The 23,716-nt window shown below is 31.5% G+C and carries 21 protein-coding genes; 2 read left to right on the top strand and 19 right to left on the bottom strand.

Annotation, left to right across the window (positions count from 1 at the left end; translation table 11 throughout):
• Position 1 precedes the first annotated feature (1 nt).
• The 5 genes from ACSIGE_RS09795 to ACSIGE_RS09775 form a co-directional block, all read right to left on the bottom strand.
• A complete protein-coding gene (locus ACSIGE_RS09795) occupies positions 2-691 on the bottom strand; it encodes a LysE family translocator (protein ID WP_440879695.1) in 690 nt (229 codons plus the stop codon).
• Between the two features lie 14 nt (positions 692-705).
• A complete protein-coding gene (locus ACSIGE_RS09790; protein ID WP_440879694.1) occupies positions 706-1,749 on the bottom strand; it encodes a 2Fe-2S iron-sulfur cluster-binding protein in 1,044 nt (347 codons plus the stop codon).
• Between the two features lie 151 nt (positions 1,750-1,900).
• Positions 1,901-2,578 carry a 16S rRNA (cytidine(1402)-2'-O)-methyltransferase gene (rsmI, locus tag ACSIGE_RS09785; RefSeq protein WP_440879693.1) on the bottom strand — a complete coding sequence of 226 codons (678 nt, stop codon included), beginning with the start codon at positions 2,576-2,578 and terminating at the stop codon, positions 1,901-1,903.
• A gap of 108 nt (positions 2,579-2,686) precedes the next feature.
• Complete coding sequence (locus ACSIGE_RS09780) at positions 2,687-3,826, bottom strand: hypothetical protein (RefSeq protein ID WP_440879692.1); 1,140 nt, start codon at positions 3,824-3,826, stop codon at positions 2,687-2,689.
• Between the two features lie 359 nt (positions 3,827-4,185).
• Positions 4,186-5,322 (bottom strand): hypothetical protein, encoded by a 1,137-nt coding sequence (locus ACSIGE_RS09775; RefSeq protein ID WP_440879691.1) that lies wholly within the window; start codon positions 5,320-5,322, stop codon positions 4,186-4,188.
• Positions 5,323-5,580: 258 nt separating this feature from the next.
• On the opposite strand from ACSIGE_RS09775, the gene dxs reads away from it, so the two are divergent.
• Positions 5,581-7,353, top strand: a complete 1,773-nt coding sequence (gene dxs, locus ACSIGE_RS09770; RefSeq protein ID WP_440879690.1) for a 1-deoxy-D-xylulose-5-phosphate synthase — start codon at positions 5,581-5,583, stop codon at positions 7,351-7,353.
• A gap of 37 nt (positions 7,354-7,390) precedes the next feature.
• Here dxs and ACSIGE_RS09765 read toward each other — a convergent pair whose 3' ends face one another.
• Positions 7,391-10,069 carry an Ig-like domain-containing protein gene (locus ACSIGE_RS09765; protein ID WP_440879689.1) on the bottom strand — a complete coding sequence of 893 codons (2,679 nt, stop codon included), beginning with the start codon at positions 10,067-10,069 and terminating at the stop codon, positions 7,391-7,393.
• A 180-nt stretch (positions 10,070-10,249) separates the two neighbouring features.
• On the opposite strand from ACSIGE_RS09765, the gene ACSIGE_RS09760 reads away from it, so the two are divergent.
• Positions 10,250-11,131: a hypothetical protein gene (locus tag ACSIGE_RS09760; protein WP_440879688.1), complete on the top strand. Its 882-nt coding sequence runs from the start codon at positions 10,250-10,252 to the stop codon at positions 11,129-11,131.
• 59 nt (positions 11,132-11,190) lie between these two features.
• Here the strand turns inward: ACSIGE_RS09760 and ACSIGE_RS09755 are convergent, their stop codons facing one another.
• The 13 genes from ACSIGE_RS09755 to ACSIGE_RS09695 form a co-directional block, all read right to left on the bottom strand.
• Entirely contained in the window at positions 11,191-12,864 is a 1,674-nt protein-coding gene (locus ACSIGE_RS09755; RefSeq protein WP_440879687.1) for a hypothetical protein, read from the bottom strand.
• 629 nt (positions 12,865-13,493) lie between these two features.
• Positions 13,494-14,354: an ATP synthase F1 subunit gamma gene (gene atpG / locus ACSIGE_RS09750; RefSeq protein WP_440879686.1), complete on the bottom strand. Its 861-nt coding sequence runs from the start codon at positions 14,352-14,354 to the stop codon at positions 13,494-13,496.
• Between the two features lie 73 nt (positions 14,355-14,427).
• Positions 14,428-16,008: a F0F1 ATP synthase subunit alpha gene (atpA, locus tag ACSIGE_RS09745; protein WP_440879685.1), complete on the bottom strand. Its 1,581-nt coding sequence runs from the start codon at positions 16,006-16,008 to the stop codon at positions 14,428-14,430.
• A 21-nt stretch (positions 16,009-16,029) separates the two neighbouring features.
• Positions 16,030-16,587 (bottom strand): ATP synthase F1 subunit delta, encoded by a 558-nt coding sequence (atpH, locus tag ACSIGE_RS09740; protein ID WP_440879684.1) that lies wholly within the window; start codon positions 16,585-16,587, stop codon positions 16,030-16,032.
• Positions 16,588-16,594: 7 nt separating this feature from the next.
• A complete protein-coding gene (locus ACSIGE_RS09735) occupies positions 16,595-17,095 on the bottom strand; it encodes a F0F1 ATP synthase subunit B (protein WP_440879683.1) in 501 nt (166 codons plus the stop codon).
• A 108-nt stretch (positions 17,096-17,203) separates the two neighbouring features.
• Positions 17,204-17,392 (bottom strand): ATP synthase F0 subunit C, encoded by a 189-nt coding sequence (gene atpE, locus ACSIGE_RS09730; RefSeq protein WP_004569351.1) that lies wholly within the window; start codon positions 17,390-17,392, stop codon positions 17,204-17,206.
• 45 nt (positions 17,393-17,437) lie between these two features.
• Entirely contained in the window at positions 17,438-18,553 is a 1,116-nt protein-coding gene (gene atpB / locus ACSIGE_RS09725) for a F0F1 ATP synthase subunit A (protein ID WP_440879682.1), read from the bottom strand.
• 129 nt (positions 18,554-18,682) lie between these two features.
• Complete coding sequence (locus ACSIGE_RS09720; RefSeq protein WP_440879681.1) at positions 18,683-19,063, bottom strand: DUF6168 family protein; 381 nt, start codon at positions 19,061-19,063, stop codon at positions 18,683-18,685.
• 3 nt (positions 19,064-19,066) lie between these two features.
• On the bottom strand, positions 19,067-19,288 hold the full coding sequence (locus ACSIGE_RS09715; RefSeq protein WP_440879680.1) for an AtpZ/AtpI family protein: 222 nt from the start codon (positions 19,286-19,288) through the stop codon (positions 19,067-19,069).
• Positions 19,257-19,664, bottom strand: a complete 408-nt coding sequence (locus tag ACSIGE_RS09710) for a bactofilin family protein (RefSeq protein WP_440879679.1) — start codon at positions 19,662-19,664, stop codon at positions 19,257-19,259. Before ACSIGE_RS09710 ends, ACSIGE_RS09715 begins: the two co-directional genes overlap by 32 nt.
• Positions 19,665-19,692: 28 nt before the next feature.
• On the bottom strand, positions 19,693-21,930 hold the full coding sequence (locus ACSIGE_RS09705) for a tetratricopeptide repeat protein (RefSeq protein ID WP_440879678.1): 2,238 nt from the start codon (positions 21,928-21,930) through the stop codon (positions 19,693-19,695).
• A 236-nt stretch (positions 21,931-22,166) separates the two neighbouring features.
• Positions 22,167-22,709 carry a cysteine hydrolase family protein gene (locus ACSIGE_RS09700; protein WP_440879677.1) on the bottom strand — a complete coding sequence of 181 codons (543 nt, stop codon included), beginning with the start codon at positions 22,707-22,709 and terminating at the stop codon, positions 22,167-22,169.
• 96 nt (positions 22,710-22,805) lie between these two features.
• A complete protein-coding gene (locus ACSIGE_RS09695; protein ID WP_440879676.1) occupies positions 22,806-23,660 on the bottom strand; it encodes a helix-turn-helix domain-containing protein in 855 nt (284 codons plus the stop codon).
• Positions 23,661-23,716: the final 56 nt, after the last annotated feature.

Below are 23,716 nucleotides of genomic sequence, written 5' to 3'. Positions count from 1 at the left end.
TTTAACTGTTATCAAAACTTTCTATTTGAACTTTATCTATTAACGTATTCATTTTTTCTTTAGGAAGAACTCCTTTTAACATAAAAAATGCTCCAAAAACTATCAATAAAACTCCCATGCCTCTTTTAATTCTATAAATGACTAAAGGAGTAAGCTTTTTCTTTAATTTCTTTGCCAATAGAATCTTAATTAAATCAGTTGATGCATACCCAAGAATTACAATAGCAAAATACCAAAAAATTGAAGAAGGATCCATGTTCAAAGTGGGGCCAACAACTACCATTATACCAAGCCAGCCAGCTAAAACACCTATATTTATAAAATTTAATAAAAAACCGTTAAAAAAAAGTTTAAAATAATTGTTAGCAGTAGGAACTTCAACATGATCTTGATCAACTTCTTTTTTATTACTTTTATCTAAATAAGTTATAATTCCATAGACTATAAGTATAAGCCCTCCTATTAAAAATAATCGTGGATCATCTTTAATCTTTTCCAATAAATTCCTACTACCGAAATAAGCTATTAAAATAAAACTAATATCTCCTAAAATAACTCCAAAATTAAACGCTATTGCGGCTCTTGCCCCCTTTAGAATACTTGTTTTTAATAGCATAAAAAACACAGGACCTATCATAAAAGCCATGAAAACACCGACTAAAAACGCATTTTTAAATATGTAAAAACTCATCTATTCCTTATTTTCTATACTTCATCAAAATCAATTGAAATTTTTGGTGTAACAGGGTGTGCAACACAAGTTAAAACTAAACCTTCTTCCAACTCATCATCAGTCAGTATTGAGTTTTTAGTCATTACCGCCTTTCCTTTGGTTACCATTGCTATGCAGCTACTGCAAACTCCTCCTTGACAAGAATAAGGTGCATCTAATTTATTTCGTAAACTGGCAGCCAAAATGGTATCCGACTGCTTCATCGTAAAAATGGTTTCATCATCATCTAATAAAACAGTTATTTCTGTTTCACCTTCTTTAATCTGATTTTTATTTTCTTCAGAAACAGAAGCCGTAAAAAGTTCAAAATTTACAGCATCTTTACTTAAACCATTTTCTTGTAACGTTTCTGAGACTGTATTGATCATTTCTTCTGGCCCACATAAAAATACCTCATCAAAAGTAGTTTCGCTATAAATATTTTTGATAAAATAATTTACATGTCCTTTATCAATTCTTCCAAAAAGCGTATCATCATCACGCTCTCTACTAAAAACATAATGAACTTTTAAACGCCCTTCATATTTATTACTTAAATCATATAATTCGTTATAAAAAATAGTAGCCGACTTACTCTTATTACCATAAACCAAAGTGAAATTTGCATCTGAATCCTCTAAAGTAGCTTTCACCATAGAAAGAACTGGAGTAATTCCACTTCCAGCGGCAAACCCAATATAACTTTTTCCTGTTTCAGGTATTAAAACAAACTTTCCTTCGGGTTCAGATACTTCAAGTTGATCTCCTTTATTTAGTTTCGTAGTCGCAAATAGTGAAAATTTCCCATTTTCAACAGCTTTTACAGCAACTTTCAATTCTCCACTACTAGGTGATGAGCATATCGAGTAAGCCCTCCTTATATCCTCGCCATTAATTTTCTTCTTCAAAGTAACGTACTGCCCCGCCTTAAACGAGAAGTTATCTTTTAATTCTTTGGGTATATCGAATAAAATAGAAACAGAGTCTACAGTTTCCTTTATAATTTTTTTAATAGGTAGTCTATAGAATTTCGTCATATTATTAGTTATGTTCAGCAAAAATAACAAACAAAAAATGAACAAATGATCAACTTCATAAGTAAAATAATTTATAAAATGATTATGCGTATATTTATTCTAATTTTTAAAAAAAGGAAATCAAAAATTATACCTGGAATATAAAAATAGCTTAATTAGTTTTTTTACCTTCTACAACAATAACAATCTCCCCTTTAACAGAGTTTTCGGTATAGTGTGATAGAATTTTTTTTACGTTTCCTCTTTTAGTTTCTTCAAATAGCTTGGTCAATTCCCTAGAAACTGAAACTTGTCGGTCTTCGCCAAAATATTCAACAAAATTACCCAAAGTTTTTAGAAGTTTGTGTGGACTTTCATAAAAGATCATAGTTCTTGTTTCTTCTGCTAAAAACTTCAGTCGAGTTTGTCTTCCTTTTTTCACGGGTAAAAAACCTTCAAAAACAAATTTATCATTTGGCAAACCAGAGTTTACCAATGCAGGAACAAAAGCTGTCGCACCTGGTAAACATTCAACTGCAATGTTATTTTGAATACAAGCCCTCGATAAGAGAAAACCAGGGTCAGAAATTGCAGGAGTCCCTGCATCAGAAATTAAAGCAAAAACCTCTCCTTGCTTTAAACGTCTAATTATTGTGTCGACTGTCTTATGCTCATTGTGCATATGATGTGATTGCATGCACGTAGATATTTCATAATACTTTAGTAATTTTCCGCTAGTCCTTGTGTCCTCTGCTAAAATTACATCAACCTCTTTTAACACTTTAATTGCTCTAAAAGTTATATCCTCTAAATTTCCAATGGGTGTTGGAACTATAAATAATTTGCTCATTTAGCAAAACTACCAAATTAATAATTCTTTTTCCTACGAATTAAAAGTTTACGATATTAAAGAGCTGGTAGAAATTTATTCGGACCAGCTTTAATTAAACTAATATAATTACCAAACACTTAATGTTTGTACTTCAAAATTTCTATGAATTGATTTTTCTGAAGCTTTCCTAGAGTAATAAAGTCGCGTATAATCAGTAATGGTATTATTCTCCTCTGAACTCATTAAAGAAGGATATTCATAATATGCATGTCCTCCAATAATTTCTCTATCACTACCCCAATGGATTAGATCAGGCGAGGTTGCACACCTTATAGTTCCTCCCCATTTATGATATACCATTACGTATTTTTTTATTTTGTGATTCCATTGAACAAAAGGATTCGCTCCTAATAAAAAACCATGACCATTTTTAAGTGCTGTTTTTAAACCATTCGTATGAAGAGCATTGGTTGTAAATGATCCTTTATAATATTTTTTCCATGTTCCAGGGGATGCAAAGTAATTAGTTGAACGGGCTATGTGTAAAACATAGTTATTTGCGTTAGCTTCATATTCACTATAAATAGCATACCAATTACCATCTTGTCCTTTAAAAACGTGCCCATTACCAGCGCCACCAAATGTTTTACTTGATGGTTTAGGTTTTGAAGATTTTATAATATACCCTTCATTTCTAGAACCTCCTAGAGATTTAAAAGTTTTACCTCCATCATTAGAATAAACAACTCCAATAGACGCCCAATATCTATTATCATCCGCTTCCTGTTCCTTACACCAATGATCTTCAACATGATAAAAGCCTACAAGGTTATTTTCATCGTCTAATTGTTCGATATTGTTTAGCCATTTTCCTCCATTATCTGGATTACAATTATACTGCTGTTGTCCAAAAGCTTCAGAAATCTTAATACTTGCATTCTCTGGCCAAATATTCTCCCCTTCATAGATATAACTTGTAGAACCTGACATTGTGAATCGCCATTTACTACCAACCTTAAACCTAGTGATGCCTCCATCAGGAAAATATTGATTGTGACTTTTAATATTAGACCAGTTTAAGAGTTGTTTATTTGATAATTTATATTTATTCTTTTTTGTTTTGATTGGTCCATATTTATCAGTAGACAAAGAAGACGCTTGTTCCTCAGAACTCTTTTTGTCAGGTAAATATGATTTTTTAGTACAGGCTGATAAATAAATCATAATAATGAGTGTCAGAAATTGTAAAGGGTTATTTTTAAACATAATTTTTTATTTTAGAATCCTGATTGACATTATCTAAATACCAAAAAACAAAAGTTATCAAAATACTATGAAGCATCTTATAGAAGTTTGCATACTTTATGAAATTTGACAGATGTATTGCTTACTAGGAAATTAATTACTTAACAAATATCATACTGAATCAAGAACTCTAATAAAGTGCTGTGTATGTGATGAGTTCATAAACTTAAAAGAAAAAAAAAATGTCTAAAAAGAGAATCAAAGTTGAATAAAAAGGAATTACTAATTAATTATTTCTATTTCAATTAAAAAATCAGCACAAAAAAAGCTGACAGAATTTTATTCTAATCAGCCTTTTACGAACTTATATTATCTGTTGATTACCAAACATTTAATGTTTGTACTTCAAAATTCCTTTGACTTGAGTTTCGTGACGATTTTTTAGAGTAATAAAGTCGTGTCCAATTTTTAGACGTATTTCCCCCTTCTGGACTCATTAAGGTAGGGTATTCATAATAAGCATCACCTCCAAGAAGTTCTTTTTCACTATCCCAATTTATAAGATCTGAAGAAGTAACGCATCTTATTGCACCTCCCCATTTATGATAAACCATCACATATTTACGAAGTTTATGATTCCATTGAACAAAAGGATTTGCTCCAAACATGAAACCAAGGTTGCTTCTTAGTGCTGTTTTTGCACCGTTTGTATGAAGTGCATTTGTACTAAAGTTTCCTCGATAATATTTTTTCCATGTTCCGGGAGATGCATAATAATTAGTTGAACGAGCTATATGTAAAACATAATTGTTTACACTAGCTTCATATTCACTATAAATAGCATACCAATTACCATCTTGTCCTTTAAAAACGTGCCCATTACCAGCTCCCCCAAATGTTTTATTTGATGGTTTAGGCTTTGAAGATTTTATAATATATCCCTCATTTCTAGAACCTCCTAGAGATTTAAAAGTTGTACCTCCATCATTAGAATAAACAGCTCCTATAGATGCCCAATATTTAGTGTCATTATTTGTTTTACACCAATGGTTTTCAACATGATAAAACCCTACTAGATTATTTTGATTCCATAATTGATCAACATTATTTAACCATTTTCCTCCATTATCTGGATTACAATTATATTGCTGTTTACCAAATGCCCCAGAGATTTTACCATCTGAATATTCAGGCCACATATTTCCTCCTTCGTAAACATAACTTGAAGAGCCCGCCATTGTAAAGCGCCATTTATTTCCAACTTTAAATCTGCTAATACCTCCATCGGGAAAATAGTAATTTTGTCTTTTGATATTTGACCAATTTAAAACCTGTTTATTTGATAAGTTATATTCGTTGCTTCTAGCTCTATTATCATTATCTTTCGGGGTGATGGTGGAAAAGCTATTTTCTTCACTTAATTCTTTTGTTTCTCTCAATTCTTGAGTGTTGTTACAAGATGTAACCGTTATTAAAAAGCTTAGAATTAAAAATTGTAAAATGTTATTTTTTATCATTATTTATTATTTTGATTAATACTCAAATAGATAATGTAGGCTTAGCCTTTATAAAAAATAAGATATGGTTAGTGTCGAGTCATATTACAAACCATCAACACTAGGGGGATAATTGCATGAAGTACTCGCAAATTGGCTACATATGAAATTTACAGCCTAGGCAATATATAAAAAAATGCTGTAAATCAAAATGTTAATAAAAAAAACTTTAAATGAATGATCTTTATACACCTATTTGCTTTTTGTATTTTTGTCATTATGTCAAAAAAGCTTTTAGATACCATTGATTATCCTTCAGATTTACAAAAATTAGCCATAGCGGAATTACCCGAAGTGGCCCAAGAGCTTCGTCAATTGATTATTGATATCGTTTCAACTAAAGAGGGGCATTTGGGAGCAAGCTTAGGAGTAATAGAACTTACCATTGCCTTACACTACTGCTTTAATACCCCAAAAGATTTGATTGTTTGGGATGTTGGACATCAAGCTTATGGTCATAAAATTCTTACAGGGCGAAAAAAGGCTTTTGGAAGCAATCGTCAATTAGGTGGTATTTCTGGATTCCCAAAAAGAAGTGAAAGTGAATTTGACACCTTTGGCGTCGGGCACTCTTCAACCTCGATATCTGCTGCGTTAGGAATGGCTATAGGATCGAAATTAGCAAAAACAAACAAGCACCATATTGCAATTATTGGAGACGCTTCAATTGCAAGTGGAATGGCTTTTGAAGCATTAAACCATGCTGGTGATACAGATGCTAACTTACTTGTAATTTTAAATGATAATGCCATCGGAATTGACCCCTCTGTAGGTGCTTTAAAAGATTATTTAACAAGAATAAAGTCTACGAGAAATGATGTTGAGCAACATAATATTTTTGAAAGTTTAAACTTTGATTACTCAGGTCCTATTGATGGACATAATATCGATGAATTAGTACAAGAGTTTAATCGTTTAAAAACCATAAAAGGGCCTAAATTTTTACACGTAATAACAACCAAAGGAAAAGGACTTCGTCAAGCAGAAGAAAATCAAGTAAAGTACCATGCTCCCGGAAAATTTGACAAAATCTCTGGGGATGTATTTCCTAAAACAAACAATGAATTTTCAAAATTTCAAGATGTCTTCGGAAGAACTATTTTAGAACTAGCGGGTTTAAATCAAAAAATTGTTGGTATTACACCTGCTATGTTAACCGGAAGTTCTCTAAAACTTATGTTAGACGAATTCCCTGAACGAACTTTTGATGTAGGGATTGCAGAACAACATGCAGTAACACTAGCAGCAGGTATGGCAACACAAGGTTTGGTTCCTTTCTGTAATATTTACTCTACTTTTATACAGCGTTCATATGATCAAATTATTCATGATGTCGCTTTGCAAAATTTACCAGTAATTTTTTGCTTAGATCGCGCTGGACTAGTCGGAGAAGATGGAGCAACCCACCATGGTATTTTCGATATTGCTTTTTTGCGTTGCATTCCTAATCTTATTCTTTTTGCTCCAAGAAATGAAATTGAACTCAGAAATATTCTTTATACAGCTCAATTGGGTCTAAATGCCCCTATTGCTATAAGGTATCCAAGAGGATACGGAAAATTAAAAAATTGGCAGCTACCTTTTCAGAAAATTAAAATTGGTAGGGCTAACACTTTACAACAAGGAGAATCACTTGCCATTCTCTCTATTGGTACTATTTCAAGTAACGTAACGGATGCCATAGAGAAAAGTAAAAATAATAAAGAAATTGCTCACTTTGATATGCGTTTTATAAAACCTTTAGATATGGAGCTACTAGTTTCTATTTTTGAAAAATTCGATGCTATTCTAACAGTAGAAGATGGTTGTGTTAAGGGTGGGTTCGGAAGTCTCATTTTAGAAGTTGCTGCACAACATAATTATGATGGAAACATTGAAATTTTAGGTATCCCTGATTCGTTTATTCATCATGGTACTATCGAAGAGTTACAAAAACAATGTGGTATTGATACAGAAAATATTAGAGACAAAATACACCAGTTGCTTCCCTAATAAAATATTACATTCTTCTTTTCAGCATGAATAAGTATTAATTGTTTTTATATATCTTATTTATTGATTTTAATTGTTTTTTTTCATTAAAGATTTCGATAATATAGAAATTTGAGGTAGGAAAGTACGTGAGATCGATTTCTCCATTAATCACAGGAGCTACGTCTAGTACTTTACCATTAATATCTTTAATGATAGCAGTCCAAAATAAGGTATTGACACTCTCTTTAATCTTAATTTTATTTACAGCTGGGTTGGGATATAATAATAAATCTACAGAATTAATCTTACTACTTTTTGTTTGTTCTAGATATTTTGCAGTAAACTCAGACAAACAAATTGTTTTTACTTCGTGAGACCCAAAAATATCGCCAGATACTAATACTTCTTTATCAGAGTTAATAACTTGATATGACCCTTTACCATAATCACAGCAAATACCATCTCCAGCAGAGTCGTCAATAATAAATTCATAACACTCAATAGGTAAACATTTTGAACTAATTACCATTTCTCCTTCATTTTTTGAATAATCACTACCACTCATTAATATTTCCCCTTCAACATTCTTCATTTTCCATGACGTTTCTGAAGCATATTGATCAAAAATTAGTTTGACAGATACCTCCTTACAAAAAGATATATTTCCATCAATACCCTTGGTGTATTTTACTACTAATTGAGGCGCTTTACTTACGTTCCCATCATATGATTCTGCAGTTCTTTCTCCCTTTCCTGAAATATAAAAAAGTATTCTATTTCCATACTTCCAATTTGACTTGTTTACGATGTCTTGAACGAGAGAACTTAAATCTGGTGTTCTTTGACCTTCTTCAGAAGCACCAATAGAACTCCATGGCTCAGGATTCCAACTTACCTTTTTTCTGTTGTATTCTCTTGAAGTAATATTGTACTTTAAAGGACTTATTTCTGTAGCATTTGATGAGTTCTCTACTTTAATGTTTAGACTTGTACTACTCGAATTTATTTCATCTACTGTAAACTGTATGTATGCTTGTTTAATAACTGCATTCTTAGGAATATTAATATTTCGAAATAACAGCCCAACGTGTTGATTTCCTCTAGAAATTCCGTCATAAGTCATTTCTAAATCCGAACTATTCATATATATTTTACCTGACGACTGGTACTCTTCAACATCATCATTTGATCTTGTAATTTTCGCTATCATAGTCCTTATAACATCCCCTACAAAAACACTTATTTCACTAGGGAAACTTTCGTTGGTTTCGTTATCAAAAGCGATCGCTTTAAGTTTATATAACTTCTTATCAACTATTGGAATCCAAGATGCATCAAAAGGAGGGTTTTTATCTACTTTTATCAAAGAATCATTAACATAAAATCTAACCTCATTAACATAACCATCAGCATCCGATACTTTAGTAGTTATATTAACTTTTGAGTTTACTTCAATGGAGGCATTATTAAGAGGGCTTTTAATCTCAACTTCTGGAATGTAAATATTAGGGTTTAAAATAGTAACTATGCTTCCATTAGATGGAGTCCAAATATCTATATTTGTTGGCATAAAAAATGGGTCATCATTTGTTACAGAACCTACAGTACTTGCATTACCTACTTTCACAGTTCTTACTTCTATTTTTGACTCTTCTACAAAAAACCATTTAAACTGATTAAAAGAACTTGCATTACGAGTCCATGTTTTATTATCATTAGAAGAGCGTAGAGGAGCTCCCCAGCAACCTTCACCAATATAGACAGTCCCACTAATATCATCTCGGATAAAACCTTCATCACATTCTCCCTTACCAGAACACGGTCTTACAGGCCAAGTTGTTTTTACTGTATGAGAGTCTGATTCGAAAACAAGTTTTACGCGATAATCATGGAAAAGAGCAGACCAGTTTGAATATTCATCATTCCCTTCGGACTTTGAAGACACGTGCGGACGCATTGGTTTATGATATTGAACAGACTTCCATATAGCTGTGTTATTAGATAGCTTATGCTTTAACCAATTCAATTGATTTCCTCCAGCCGAAATTTCTGAATTTAATGTATACATAGTAAAAAGATCGTTCCCAAAAGTTATATCGTAGTATATTTTAGAAGAGGGTACATTAAATAAATTATAAATACTATTATTAGAATCCTCATGATTTCCTCTAGCAGGAATAATCGGAAACATTCTTCCATCATCGGCAATTGTATTTTGCCAATCATCAAACCACTTTTTCCATTCTAAACTTGAATCACCATTAGTCATATCTCCTCCAAAAAACACAGCGGTTGGTTTTAATTTAGCTACCAACAAATTAGCCTTTCTTCTGGGAGTTCTATTATTTCTTGAATCTCCACCTGCAATAAAAGATAATTTTTTATTAGTACTTGGAGCGGTTTTAAACCAAAACCGATCACTTACTCCCTCGCTATCTTTTATTATAAAATAATAATTAGTATCTGGTCTTAAACCTGTCATTTTAATAAACGTATTATTCATCCCTTTATAATAAACTGAACGATCTACTGATTTTGAATTTGAATAATTTGACCAGTTTGTTCCGTGATCAATGATATCATAATACAAAATGGGACTTGAACCTGAAACTTGATTCCAACCTAATGTAATTGTTGTAGCTGGATTATCTGTAATTACAAGCCTATATCTATTATTGAAAGAAAAAGTAACCAAAGAAGTCATATAAAACAAAGTGAATATTTTTTTTTTCATAATGAAGGATTTAAGTTTACTATACAAAATCTACAAATATATTTCTGAATACATTACATATTGAACTCAAAAAAACAATTAATGCAATGATCACTTTCCTGGTAAGCTCTTAACTTACACAAGCTAATTTTATAACTGCTAATTAACATAAAGTCAAAAACATCATTTTTATATTTAAATATGAAGAATTCAACACTACTACGTATTCTAAAAATTAGTTCCTTTTTAATTTTTTTGGGAAGGTGTTATCAACATTTATTTTGGGATGCACCCTACAGAAGCCTTTTTTGGGACCAAAATCTATTGGAACCAATTGTATCGACTGTACTAGGTATTTCTTGGCAAGCTTATGTCACCAACGTATATACAGATGATGCAATTCAATTTTTAACAAAAATTACTGGTATTCTATATGGCATCTGTGCAATAATTTCACTAACTATTAATGAGCGCTCTAAAACTTGGATGAGCTCAATTTTAAAATTAGGTGCTATTAACTTAATCTTTTTGGCCTTATTATTAACCAAAGAAAAGTTTTATCATTTGATTATGTTCTTTGAACACAGCATACAATTTGGGGTTCCTACCCTATTAATCTATTTTTTAAAAGATAAGAACCAAGAAAAACTAATTATATTTTTAAAAATTTTCATCCTGTTAACTTTTAGTTGTCACGGAATATATGCTATCGATTACTTTTATCCATTACCTGTAAACTTCGTTACGATGACGTTGAACATACTAAACCTTGAAGAAGAAATAGTAAAAAAAATATTACTTATTGCCGGAATTTTAGATTTTCTAGTAGCGGTTGCTGTTTTTATACCTAAAATTGCTAAAGTTGCTTTGTTGTATGCCTCTTTTTGGGGTTTTGCAACTGCTTTTGCTAGAATTTTTAGTGGCTTTCATTATGATATTTCTCTAAGCATAATACACCAATATTTATATCTTGTGATCTATCGATTACCACACAGTATAATGCCGTTACTTGTCTTTTTTTATATAAACCAAGAGAAAAATAATAGAATTAACTCTGTAATATTTTTGAAGTTAAAAAAATAATAGAAAAAAAGCGAACCAAAAATTAGTTCGCTCTGTAATCATTTATGTTTTTCTTATTATTAATAGATATTAAACCCTAACACTCCACTACCTGAAGCATCATTATAACCACCTATTTCAAGATAATAACCTCCTGGAGATAAATTTCCATTTATTTTTGACAAATTCCCGTTTCCTGCTCCATCATCATCAGAACTTATAAGCTGTCCGTTAGAGTGATATAAATACAGATAAGTATCATAGTTTGCTGCTAAAATTTCAAAATGGTAATTAAATGATGTTTGAGTTGTAAAACTGATGCGAACTCTTCCATTGATCGATATGGAATTATTATAATCGAAATTTTTATGAAAAGGTGTTGATATATTACCTAAATTATTATTATGCGAGGTTCCTTCAAATTCTTCAATTTTAATATTAAATGAGCCATTAATTTCATTGTACGCATAATTATTCTTAATAACTTTTAAGTGAAATGTTTCTGGACCTGTTAGAACTGAAAATAATGACTGGTTATTATGATTGCTTGTATTTGTCAGTAGGTTCTGATTGCTATCTCTTAATTCAAAATAGACACTTGAATTTGAAGAAAATGTATATTTATAATTACCTGATGGAATAGTAAAAGTATAGATAATGCTATTATCTGGTTCTTCATTTATAGAAGTAATATCATAAGACTTACTATAAGGAAGTGCTATACTTCCTAAATTAGTATTTGTTTCTCTTGGGTCTCTAAAAATAAGATTAAAAGAACCATTGAATAAATTACCATAATTATTTTTAACTTCAATATAGTAACTACCAGCATTCAAATTTTCACTTTTCAAGTTATTTTGTCCACGAAAAATATAATTGTTGTTAGCATCTCTTAACGAATACTCAATATTTCTGCCATAATCATCAGTTAAAGAAATGCCTGTTCTTTCTGTGAGAATAAATTTATACCCGATTCTATTATCTACTTCGTCTGCTAAAAATTCATAATTAAGTATTTCACTATAGGGCAATGAAACTTCACCTAAATCAATATCTGTAGCTCTAAAATTGACCGTTTTTGATACCTCTTTTACACCTCCTGATCTATCATTAGCTATAATTTTAATGGTAATCTCCTGATCCAATAATTCTTCAAACTGAAAAGGAATATTTACTGAACCCATATTACTATTCGAATTGGTTCCTATTACAAAATCATTTACATAAAGCTTTTCATTAATATAGATATCGTAAGAAAGTAAATCATTGTCAGCATCATTAGAAGGAAACCAATCCACACTTACTGAACTATAAGTGTAAAAATCAAAATTGACTTCTTTAAAATCAAAGTCGCCTGGATTCCTATTCACAAAAACATACCTTTTCACAACTGACTCCTCAGAAAGATTATTCTCAGAATCAATGGCAGTGATATTAACGGTAAGCTCAAGTCCCATACCTCGAGTACTGTTATTTTTTGCTCCTGTCAAATATGACCCTACATCAATATCAAGGTTATTTTCTTTAGTTCTACTAGCCAATACATTACCATTCACAATAACATTGTAGCTAACTTCATCTCCATTTGGATCTTCAGATGCATTCCAATATAATTTTACAAATGTATTCTCAATCACCTCCAACTCTATTCCAGAAACTTTTAAAGGCGGTAAATTAGGTTTTTCTTCTTCACTACTACATGATGAAAGAATAAGTAAAATAAGGGCTGGTATAAAAATGAAATTTTTTATCATAGCGTATATATTAGTGTTTAAAATTTTCTTAGCATTGACATTCTTATTTAACCTAAAAAAAGAATGCGGCGCGAAATTAGTGCTTTTTTTAATAGTAAAAAAATTTAAACCTACTATTTCTGATATTAGAATAAATAAATTATCTCAATATGTATATCCGATAAACCTTTAGAAAGTAACTTTTTATCAAAAGAAACTATAAAGTCAAATCGGACTATTATAGCTTCAATAATTCAATTTACATAACCTAAACGTCAAGTATACTATTATTTCTTATTGAACATTTTCCATACTCTTTCATCGAAGAGTCATAGATTTCATAGCATGGTTACTATTACCTTATTAAAGCTAATTAGAAATTTTCGCTTTTAAGTAATATAGCACTTAATTAAAAAGTTTATCCTATTTCTTTATCTTATAATAATTATCTAGTATTTTTATGTAAATCGTAAAACAAAAATGAAATAATATTGATAAAAATTAATCTATAAACTAATGTATATTGTAAAGGTTATTTTTATAATAGATGAAGTAACTTTTAGTTAAGTATAACCCTTATGTATGGATTTATCAAAACAAAAAACCAAAACGAAATGTTTTGGTTTTTTTATTTTATATATAATATTTTATTAGTTATTTAGTGCTTCTGCACCTCCAACAATTTCAAGAATTTCATTGGTAATAGCAGCTTGACGAGCTTTGTTATACGTTAATAATAACTCATCACGTAATTCCGTAGCATTATCTGTTGCCTTGTGCATTGCAGTCATACGAGCACCATGTTCGGCAGCAAATGAATCACGAATAGCTTTGTATAATTGCGTTTTTAATGATTTCGGAATTAATTCTAAAACAATCTCTTCTTTTGAAGGTTCGAAAATGTAATCTAAGTTTACGCTTTCGTCACTTTCAATAGGCTTAATTGGTAAAAATTGCTCTACTTGTACAATTTGAGTAGCTGCATTTTTAAACCTGTTGTATATGATCTCAATTTTATCATAAGATCCATCAACATATAAGTTCATTAATTGCTCAGCTACCAATGCTACGTTATCAAAAGTTAACTCATCGAAAACATCATTTCTGTTTTCAATAATATTATACTCTTTTGATAAAATATCATTTCCTTTTTTACCTATGGTGAGTAAATCTGCAGCAACTCCGTTATACTTTCCGTTGATTGTTTTAACTGTTTCTTTTATAATTGAAGAGTTAAAGCCACCACATAATCCTCTATTCGAAGTTACAGCAACTAATAATACCTTCTTTACTTCTCTTTCTGTAGAATAAGCTCCACCTGCATCACTATCTAGAGTAGCACTTAAGCTCTGCAATAACTCTGTAAGCTTCGATGAATAAGGGCGCATTGCCGTAATAGCATCTTGAGCTTTTTTCAACTTTGCAGCGGATACCATTTTCATGGCAGAAGTAATCTGCATTGTTGATTTGATAGAACTAATTCTGTTACGTATTTCTTTTAAGTTTGCCATACTAGCAGTTATTTAGTATTGAGCATTGAGTATTGAGAAATATCATCTCAATACTCAACACTAAAATCTTTAATTAAGCTGAAAATTTAGCTGAAATCTCTTTAGCTGCCGCAGTTAAAGTATCAATTACTTCATCTGTTAATTTACCAGCTTTTAATGTATCTAATGTACCTCTATGCTTTGCATTTAAATACTCTATGTAATCGCTTTCGAATTCTTTTACTTTGTTTACTGGAACATCTTTTAATAAGTTCTTAGACCCAGCATAGATGATTGCCACCTGATCTTCAACAGTAAAAGGATCACCTTGATTTTGCTTTAAAATTTCAACATTACGCTTACCTTTTTCAATTACATTTAAAGTAGCGGCATCTAAATCAGAACCAAACTTAGCGAATGCTTCTAATTCGCGATATTGAGCTTGATCTAACTTTAATGTACCAGATACTTTCTTCATTGATTTAATCTGAGCAGAACCTCCTACACGTGATACAGAAATACCTACATTAATTGCAGGACGAACCCCTGAGTTAAATAAATCAGACTCTAAGAAGATCTGTCCATCAGTAATCGAAATTACGTTTGTTGGAATATACGCAGAAACGTCTCCAGCCTGTGTTTCAATAATTGGTAATGCAGTTAAAGATCCTCCACCTTTTACTTTACCTTTTAATGAAGCTGGTAAATCGTTCATTTCAGCAGCAATCGCATCATCATTGATTACTTTTGCAGCACGTTCTAATAATCTTGAGTGTAAATAGAAAACGTCTCCAGGATACGCCTCACGCCCTGGTGGACGACGTAATAATAAAGACACCTCACGGTAAGCTACAGCTTGTTTAGACAAATCATCATAAACAATTAAAGCTGGTCTACCAGTATCACGGAAATATTCTCCAATTGCAGCACCCGCAAATGGAGCATATACCTGCATAGGAGCAGGATCAGATGCATTTGCAGCTACTATAGTAGTGTATGCTAAAGCTCCCTTTTCTTCTAACATATTTGCAATAGCAGCTACCGTAGAAGCTTTTTGACCTACAGCTACATAAATACAGTAAACTGGCTGTCCTGCATCGTAAAACTCTTTCTGATTTAAGATAGTATCGATAGCAACTGTTGACTTTCCAGTTTGACGGTCACCAATAATTAATTCACGCTGACCACGTCCGATAGGAATCATAGCATCTACAGACTTAACTCCAGTTTGCATTGGTTCTGTTACAGGTTCTCTATAAATTACCCCAGGAGCACGACGCTCTAAAGGCATTTCATAGGTTTCGCCTTTAATAGGGCCTTTACCATCAATTGGGTTACCTAATGTATCTACAACACGCCCAACTATTCCTTCTCCTACTTTTAAAGAAGCGATTCTTTCAGTACGCTTTACTGTTGAACCCTCACTAACACCTGTTGAAGGACCTAACAAAACAACACCTACATTATCTTCCTCTAAGTTTAACACGATTCCTTCTAAACCGTTATCAAACTCAACTAGCTCACCGTATTGTACATTAGACAAACCATACACACGAGCAATACCATCACCCACTTGTAATACGGTTCCAACTTCATTTAACGTAGCTTTCGCTTCGAAATTTGTTAATTGCTCCTTTAAAATTGCTGATACTTCAGCTGGTTTAATTGCTGCCATTTTATATCTTTTGATGTAAAATTAAATTTTTGGAATATAATGACTATTGTCAAATTCTCTCCTTAATTCCTTGAATTGGTTTGAAATGCTAGCATCATACTGTACATCACCAACTCTTAAAATAAATCCTCCTACAATGTCTGGATTTACTATATTTTCAATATTTGCTTGGTTTCCTGTTATTTCAACAATTTTAGCCAAGATTCTTTGTTCTAATTCTTTATTCAAAGGCACTGCTGTAGTCACCTTTGCTACTTGCATGCTTTTGTGGTAATCATAAATAACAGCATATTGCTTTGCTATTGGCTCAAGCATAACCATACGCTTGTTCTCTTCCAATATATTAAACAATCCTTTCAAAATGTTATTTACTTTATCTCCAAAAAGCGCAGTCAAAACTTTTCGCTTATCAGCTGCTTTTATTACTGGACTTTTTAGCATTGCATCTAACTCGCTACTTTCAGCAATTGTATCAGCGATTAACTTCATATTGTTGTTAACCTCTGTTTCATTCCCCGCGTCAGTTGCTAGATTTAAGAGTGCTTTTGCATAACGTAATGCTGGTCTTGCTCCTTTCATTGAATGATTAGTTTAAAGTAACTTCTTCTAACATTCCTTCAACAAGCTTTAATTGATCATCTTGTGAAGCTAATTCTTTTCTTACGACAGTTTCTGCAATACCAATCGATAATTCAGCTACTTGTTGTTTGACATGAGCTAAGGCAGCTTGTTTTTCTTGTTCTATTGAAGACTTTGCATTTTCAATTAATTGAGAAGCTTGCTCTGTTGCTTCCTCTTTTGCATCTGCAACAATTTTATCTTTAATTTCACGCGCTTCTTTTAACATTGCATCTCTTTCAGCTCTTGCTTCTTTAAGTAATCTATCATTATCAGCCTGCAAGTTTTGCATTTCTTTTTTTGCTGCATCTGCAGCGTCTAATGCGTTTTGAATACCTTCTTCACGTTCTGTAAGCGCATTCATTATTGGCTTCCAAGCAAACTTGATCATTAAAAAAAGTATAACTACTAAGATTAATGCTTGCATGAAAAACAACCCCGGTGAAAAATCATTTAATAACTGATCCATTATATTATGTAATTTATTCTTTAATAATTTTGTTTAATTCTAACTAAAAACATTTCCTGCAACCAACCGTTACAGGTAAATGTTTTTATTTTTTTAATTTCTCCGGAATTATTTCCCTAAGATTAATGCACCAAATGCCAAACCTTCTAATAATGCCCCGATGATGATCATCGCAGTTTGGATTTTACCAGCAGCCTCAGGTTGACGAGCAATACCTTCCATTGCTTTACCTCCAATTTGACCTAATCCGATTCCTCCACCTATTACGATTAATCCTGCTCCAATTAAATTGTACATACTAATTGATTTATATATAATTAAACAAATTCTTAATTTCTATTTTTAATGATGTTCGTGTTCTTCAACAGCCATCCCAATGAATAATGATGATAACATTGTAAAAATAAATGCCTGTAAAAACGCTACCAGTATTTCAATCACAGAAATAAACAAAGCTAATAACAATGACATTCCTGTTGACCCAAAAACTCCAAACTGATTCTTCAATGTAATCATTAAGGCAATTAAGCTCATTACTACAAAGTGACCTGCTGTCATATTTGCAAACAAACGAATCAATAAAGAAAATGGTTTTGTAAACATTCCCAGCACCTCAATTGGCGCTAAAATTATTTTCATTGGCACTGGCACTCCAGGCATCCAAAATATATGCTTCCAGTAATCTTTATTACCGCTAAATTGTACTATAAAAAAAGTAAATAATGCCAAACAAACTGTAACAGCAATCTGCCCTGTAACATTAAACCCTAACGGGGTTAAACCTAATAAGTTTAAAATCCAAATAAAGAAAAACACTGTCAAAAGGAACCCCATGAACTTACGATATTTTTTTTCTCCGATATTAGGTCTTGCTATTTCATCTCTAACATACAAAACCAACGGTTCTAGAACACGACCAACACCTGTTGGAATAGCTTCTTTTTTGTATCCATTCGCTAAAGACCTAAACCCTAAAAACATTAAAAGACCTGCAAGCAACATCCCAAAAACACTTTTAGTAATCGAAAAATCAAGCACTTTATGAGCGTTTGTCGCATGATGAGACGCATCAAAAACAACTTCATCCGCGCCTTCGTTTAATTCATAAATTTTGCTATGAATCTTCACTAATTTCACGTTTCCTTTATCCACAATTACATGCCCATCATCATTATGATGAAATGCCGAAGACATAAAAGACTTCAAACCTTTACTTGTCCAAACTATAACAGGTAATGGAAAACCTACATGCTTTCGCTCACCAACATCATTAGTATACGAATACAAAGCGAAATCATGAGAATCCGCTAAATGATGTTTTATATATTCTTTAATACCTTCAGGAGTGTTGATTTGCCCCTCTTTACTTGAAGTTTCTTCTCCACTAGCGAACGCTGTGAATGAACTAAATACTAATGCTATTATCGTTAAATAAAAGATAGGTTTGTTTGCTATCATAATGCCTTGCTAAATATAGATTTACTTGGTCTCTAAATTTCGGTGCAAAGGTACACAATAAATTAGAACTACAAACCCTTTTTTTGTTTAGTTTTTTAAAGGATATTGAATCTACTAGTAATAGAAAAACTATTTGTTATTCAAGAGCTTTGCGATAAAAATAGTTTCCAGAGAAAGAAACAACAGGAAAGGTATTACTAAAGATATTTTTTCTGGCTTATCAATTGGAATTTCTGAAAAAACTGTGCTTTTAAATAGTATTAAAAAAAAACCAATTTTCACAAACATCAACGCTAGGTATCCATAACCCGCCTGGTTTGGTGTTTTTTCAGAAATGACGGTGACTATTAAATATATTAAAACCGCTGAAATTGCATAAAAAAAATACACCCTTTGTAATGAAAATGAAAGTTGTAAGTCTTTATTTTCCAAAACAGAAAAATGAAAAAAATAACTAGCTATAAAAGTCACACATATAACAACAAAAAAAAGTAAAATACGCTTAATCATTTTTTATTTAGATAAATTACTTACTTGACGTATAACAGCGAACATAGCACCAAAAACAGCAAAAAGGGTACAAATTTTCATAAAAAGACCATCATTGGTTGCCAAAGTAACATCTAACCACTTCCCTAAAACACTTCCTAAGTAGATAGTCAAACCCATTTGAAATGCTATACCAGAGAAACGAACATATTTATTAAGCTGATTTTTCGGTCTTTTTTTGTTCATTTTTCTTTAGCTCTTTAACAGCCCCTTTCATAGAACAAGTCGCATTAAAAGTTGCTCCTGGCTCTACGGATAACTTCCCAATTATAACTTCACCTGTAATATTTGCTGTGGCTTTTACGGTTAAAACATTTGAAACCTGTAAATCTCCTGCAAACTTACCTTCTACATCTGCATTGGTGCACTCTGCCTTTCCTTTAACTAAGCCTGCTTCTCCAATAATTATTCTACCGTTAGTTTTTATATTACCTTCTAGTGTTCCGTCGATCCTAAAGTCACCTTCGGATACAATTTCTCCTACAATTTTAGTGTTTCCTCCAATTACGTTTCTTTCTGAAACTACTCTCTCTCCTGGTTTTTTACTGTCTTTACTGAACATTTACACGGGGGCTTTACAAAAAAAAATTTTATTCAATTAACTGTTTCAATATTTCCTCTGCTTTTTTACCAGCATCGGTATTTGCATAACTCAAGGAAACAAACTCAAGCGCCTTTTTATAGCTTGCTTTATCATCAACTTTCCCTATGCACAGAGCTTTCAATAAAGCTAATTTAGGAATTAAATTTGAATTTTTAACTCTAGGCTCAAACTTATCAATTTCTACTAGAGCTTCATCAAATTTATTTAACTTATAAATAACGTATATTTCTTTATATCTATTAAGAACCTCATCTATTTTCTTTTCCTCTACCAGCTTTACATTAGGCTTCCTTATAATTTGGGCAAATTTACTATCTGGATATTGATTTAGCACTACTTTTTTATGTTTATTTGCTTTTTCCTGATTATCAGCATTGGTATAAACTTGGTATAAATGATAGTTTATAGCTAAGTCAGACTGTTCGTGGCTTTTGATATTTAATAATCTATCGAATTTTGAAGAAGCTAACTCGTAATCTTTAAATTGCTCTTTATAAATTAAGCCCAGTTGATATAATGCCTCATTTCTATCTTTCTTTAAAACTATTATTTCTTCTTTCTCTTTTGGTAATGCATCTAAATAAGTACCAAGGACATATTTTGGGTTTTCTTTTTCCTCTTCTTCTGAAGCTATTAGCTCGTTCTCTACTATTAAACCTCCTTCTTTTTCTGATAATCTCCAATTATCTTCCAAAGGGCGGTTTCCCCATACTCTTTCAAATTCAGCTTTACCAAATGCTATTGTTTGATCGTTATAAAAATACCATTTCCCTTGTTCAGAAATGTCACCAATAAATGAACCTCCACCAAAAGAACTTCCGAAATTCTGAGAATTCAATAATTGTTGTCTTTTTTCCTCATCTTCTTTCTTAATTCTTTCTATATATTCTTCAAAGAAAACCTTTCTTTGATCTGGACTCATTGCAACCAATTTTAGAATGCTATCATTCACTTTTATCGTTTCTTCGTGCTTTCTTAAAGTTGTTAGTCCTTTATTTTTTCTACGAATTCTTCTAATTCTCTTTTCTTGCTCAAACTCTTTTGGTGTCGCAACTAGTAAGCTGTCATAATAAGTCCCAGCTAAAACATATTTTTGCTTATTAAAAGCAATGTTTCCTAATTGCTCATATGCATATGTTTTCTGATAATCAGTATTTGTTTTAGCTTTCAATGATTTATTAAAATAATCAACAGCGTTATCAATTTTATTTCTTCCAACTTCAAGTACTCCTAACTGGTAATACAAAGCATTCAAAAATTTACGATTATCTGTATTTTTAACTAGTTTCTTCAACCTACCTAACACTACTACTGAAGAAGAATCATTATCCGTATTTTTGGCTAATTCAATACCAGCTCTTACTCTATATTTTCTTGAAGCCCTTTTTGTATCAGCTAATTTTTTAAAAACGATACGAGCAGAATCACGCCTATCTAATTCTGCATATATTTGTCCTAGAATAAACATATTTCGTGCCGATTGTTCTTTATTTTTAAATGTTTTTGAGGCAAGTGTTAAGTGCTTAATTACCTTTTGTATCGTATCTGTTTTTTCATAAGCCATCGCCATTGCTGTATGTGCACGTTCCCTTTGTGAATCTGATAAGCTTTTTTCATTTTTATCTAATTCTATTAACAAGTTTAAAGTCTCAATCGCTAACTTTTCATTATCTAACCTAATGTTTGCCTTCGCCCTCCATATTTTGGTATCGTATATTAAACTTGCTTTGGGATAATTGGAAATCACATAATTTAAAGCTTCTACAGCTGGTATAAATCGTTGTGTATAATATCGTGCTTTTCCCAAAAGCAAATAAGCTTCATCAATTTTGTTATTTCTTTCTATCCCATTTATATTCATTGAATGCTTCTGAACTGCCTTTACTGCTTTCTCCTCTGCTTTATCAAAGTGTGATAACGGCTTTATTTCTTCTTCTTCTTCAGAATCATCGAATCCTACACCAGGTTTAAATAGCGGTGCTTCAATAACATTCTCATTAAAAGTTATTGGCTCAATTGGCAACCGTCTCCAAAAATTATCTTGATGCTTTTCTTCTATTTCTTTTAAACCTTTTAAAAATGCCTGCTCACCATTAAACAACACGTTATATTTTGTTGTTAACGAATGAAATTTACGATTTATAAGGGTATTTTTCTTCGTGCCACATGAGCATACGTAAAGTAAAACAATACTGAAAACGAATATTTTGGATAGTTTTTTCATAAAAAATACGCATATATTGTACAACAATTATACTGCTAAGTTATTGTACGTAAATGCGTAAAATTAGTAATAAAAAGGAAAAATTCTGCATTTTTAAAATTGAAATAAAAAAAATATCGAAATTACGACAGTCAGAATGATTTTAAAAACACTTTTGACATACTATATTTTATATGTTTACTTGATAAAAAGCAGGATTATTTTTTTATAACCATCCTGCTTTTTAAGCATGTTTATTATCCTATAATTTCTTCAGTAGCTAAAACTTTTGCATAGGCAAATTGTAATGCAGCCATGTATGCAGCATGCACTTGCTCGGCTGGAACAGTAACTCCATTAAATGTTAAATCTAGGGTTGCACACGCATCATGAGCGACAGTACAATTATATCCAAAATCACTAGCTGCTCTTGTTACAGCGTCAATACACATATGACTCATTGCACCACATATCCATAAATTTTCTATATTATTTTCATCTAAAATTTCTTTTAGATTGGTATTCTTAAAACTATTTATTTCTTGTTTTAAGACAACTGGCTCTCCTTCTTGATTTATCACACTTGCATGAATTTCAGCACCTTTAGAATTTGGCTTAAAAAAAGGAGCATCGTTGTTTGGAAACTCATGTCTAACATGCACAACAGGCATATTTTTTTTTCTAGCATAATTTAAAAGTTTTGCTGCGTTTCCTGCAGCTTTTTCTGTTCCTTTAAGCTCCCAATCTCCATTAGGAAAATAATCGTTCTGTAAATCTACAATAACTAAAGCTGTTTTCATTTTATCTAATTTTATCTGATTTTTATAGGAACAAAATTAGCTACTCTTTAGCATGTATACATTGCTGTAAAGTTATATGTTTTTGCTGTGAAGTTTTTATATCGTGCTAGTATTTCTCTCGTTTACGGGACTTAATCCAAATTTAGCTTTATATGACTTCGAAAAGTGTGATACATTCTCAAAACCACAATGGAATGCAATATCAGAAACAGTACGTGTCGTTTTGGTGATTAAATAATTAGCATACTTAAGCCTTCGATTAATTAGCCATTTCATAGGTGTTGTTTTGAATTCCTCTTTGAATTCTTTTTTAAAGGTACTTAAACTTCTTCCTGTTTGTTTTGCTAACGTTTCAATATTTAAGGCTTGTGTAAAATTCTTCTCCATATAGTAAGGTAAATTTATTTTCTGATTATTCACCAGATATTTAAGGTATTCTACGTAAACATTATTTTTATTTCTATCAAGTATTTGAAGTAAAATTTGGTGCAACGAAAACTTCACAATGCAAGATCTATATTCTCTTTTACTATTAATTACACTTACTATTTCCTCTATATTATAGGTTATGAAAGGAGTCACTCTAAAGGTAAAAGGAGGTAACTCTTCTTTTGTTTCTCTTTTTGAATGAATAATGACATGCTCTTCAAGAAAATCAGTAATAAACATGTTTTCAAAGAAGAATAAAACTCCTTCATAGTCAGATGAGGTTTCAAAAATATAATTAGCTCTTTTTCTAAACTGTACATCACCTTTAGTTATTATTCTTTTATCTACTGAACTTATTATATTTCGATGACCAACTAAAACAACTTCTAAGCAATGCGTTGTTTGAAGAACTGTACTATATTTGTTTATAGAGTCTGCTTTTACATGTAGTGCTAAAACTTCTTTTCTTAAACTTTGAACTGAAGATACATGACTCTGGAGATCTTTTGGAAATTGAAACATAAAATAATCGATAAGTCAAATTGAAAGCCTATTTTGAAAAATTAACGGTGTTTATT

It is taken from the genome of Tenacibaculum profundi (assembly GCF_052050075.1).
GTDB lineage: Bacteria > Bacteroidota > Bacteroidia > Flavobacteriales > Flavobacteriaceae > Polaribacter.
The sequence above is the reverse complement of the archived record's forward strand: the minus strand, read 5'-3'. Positions and strand labels throughout refer to the sequence as shown.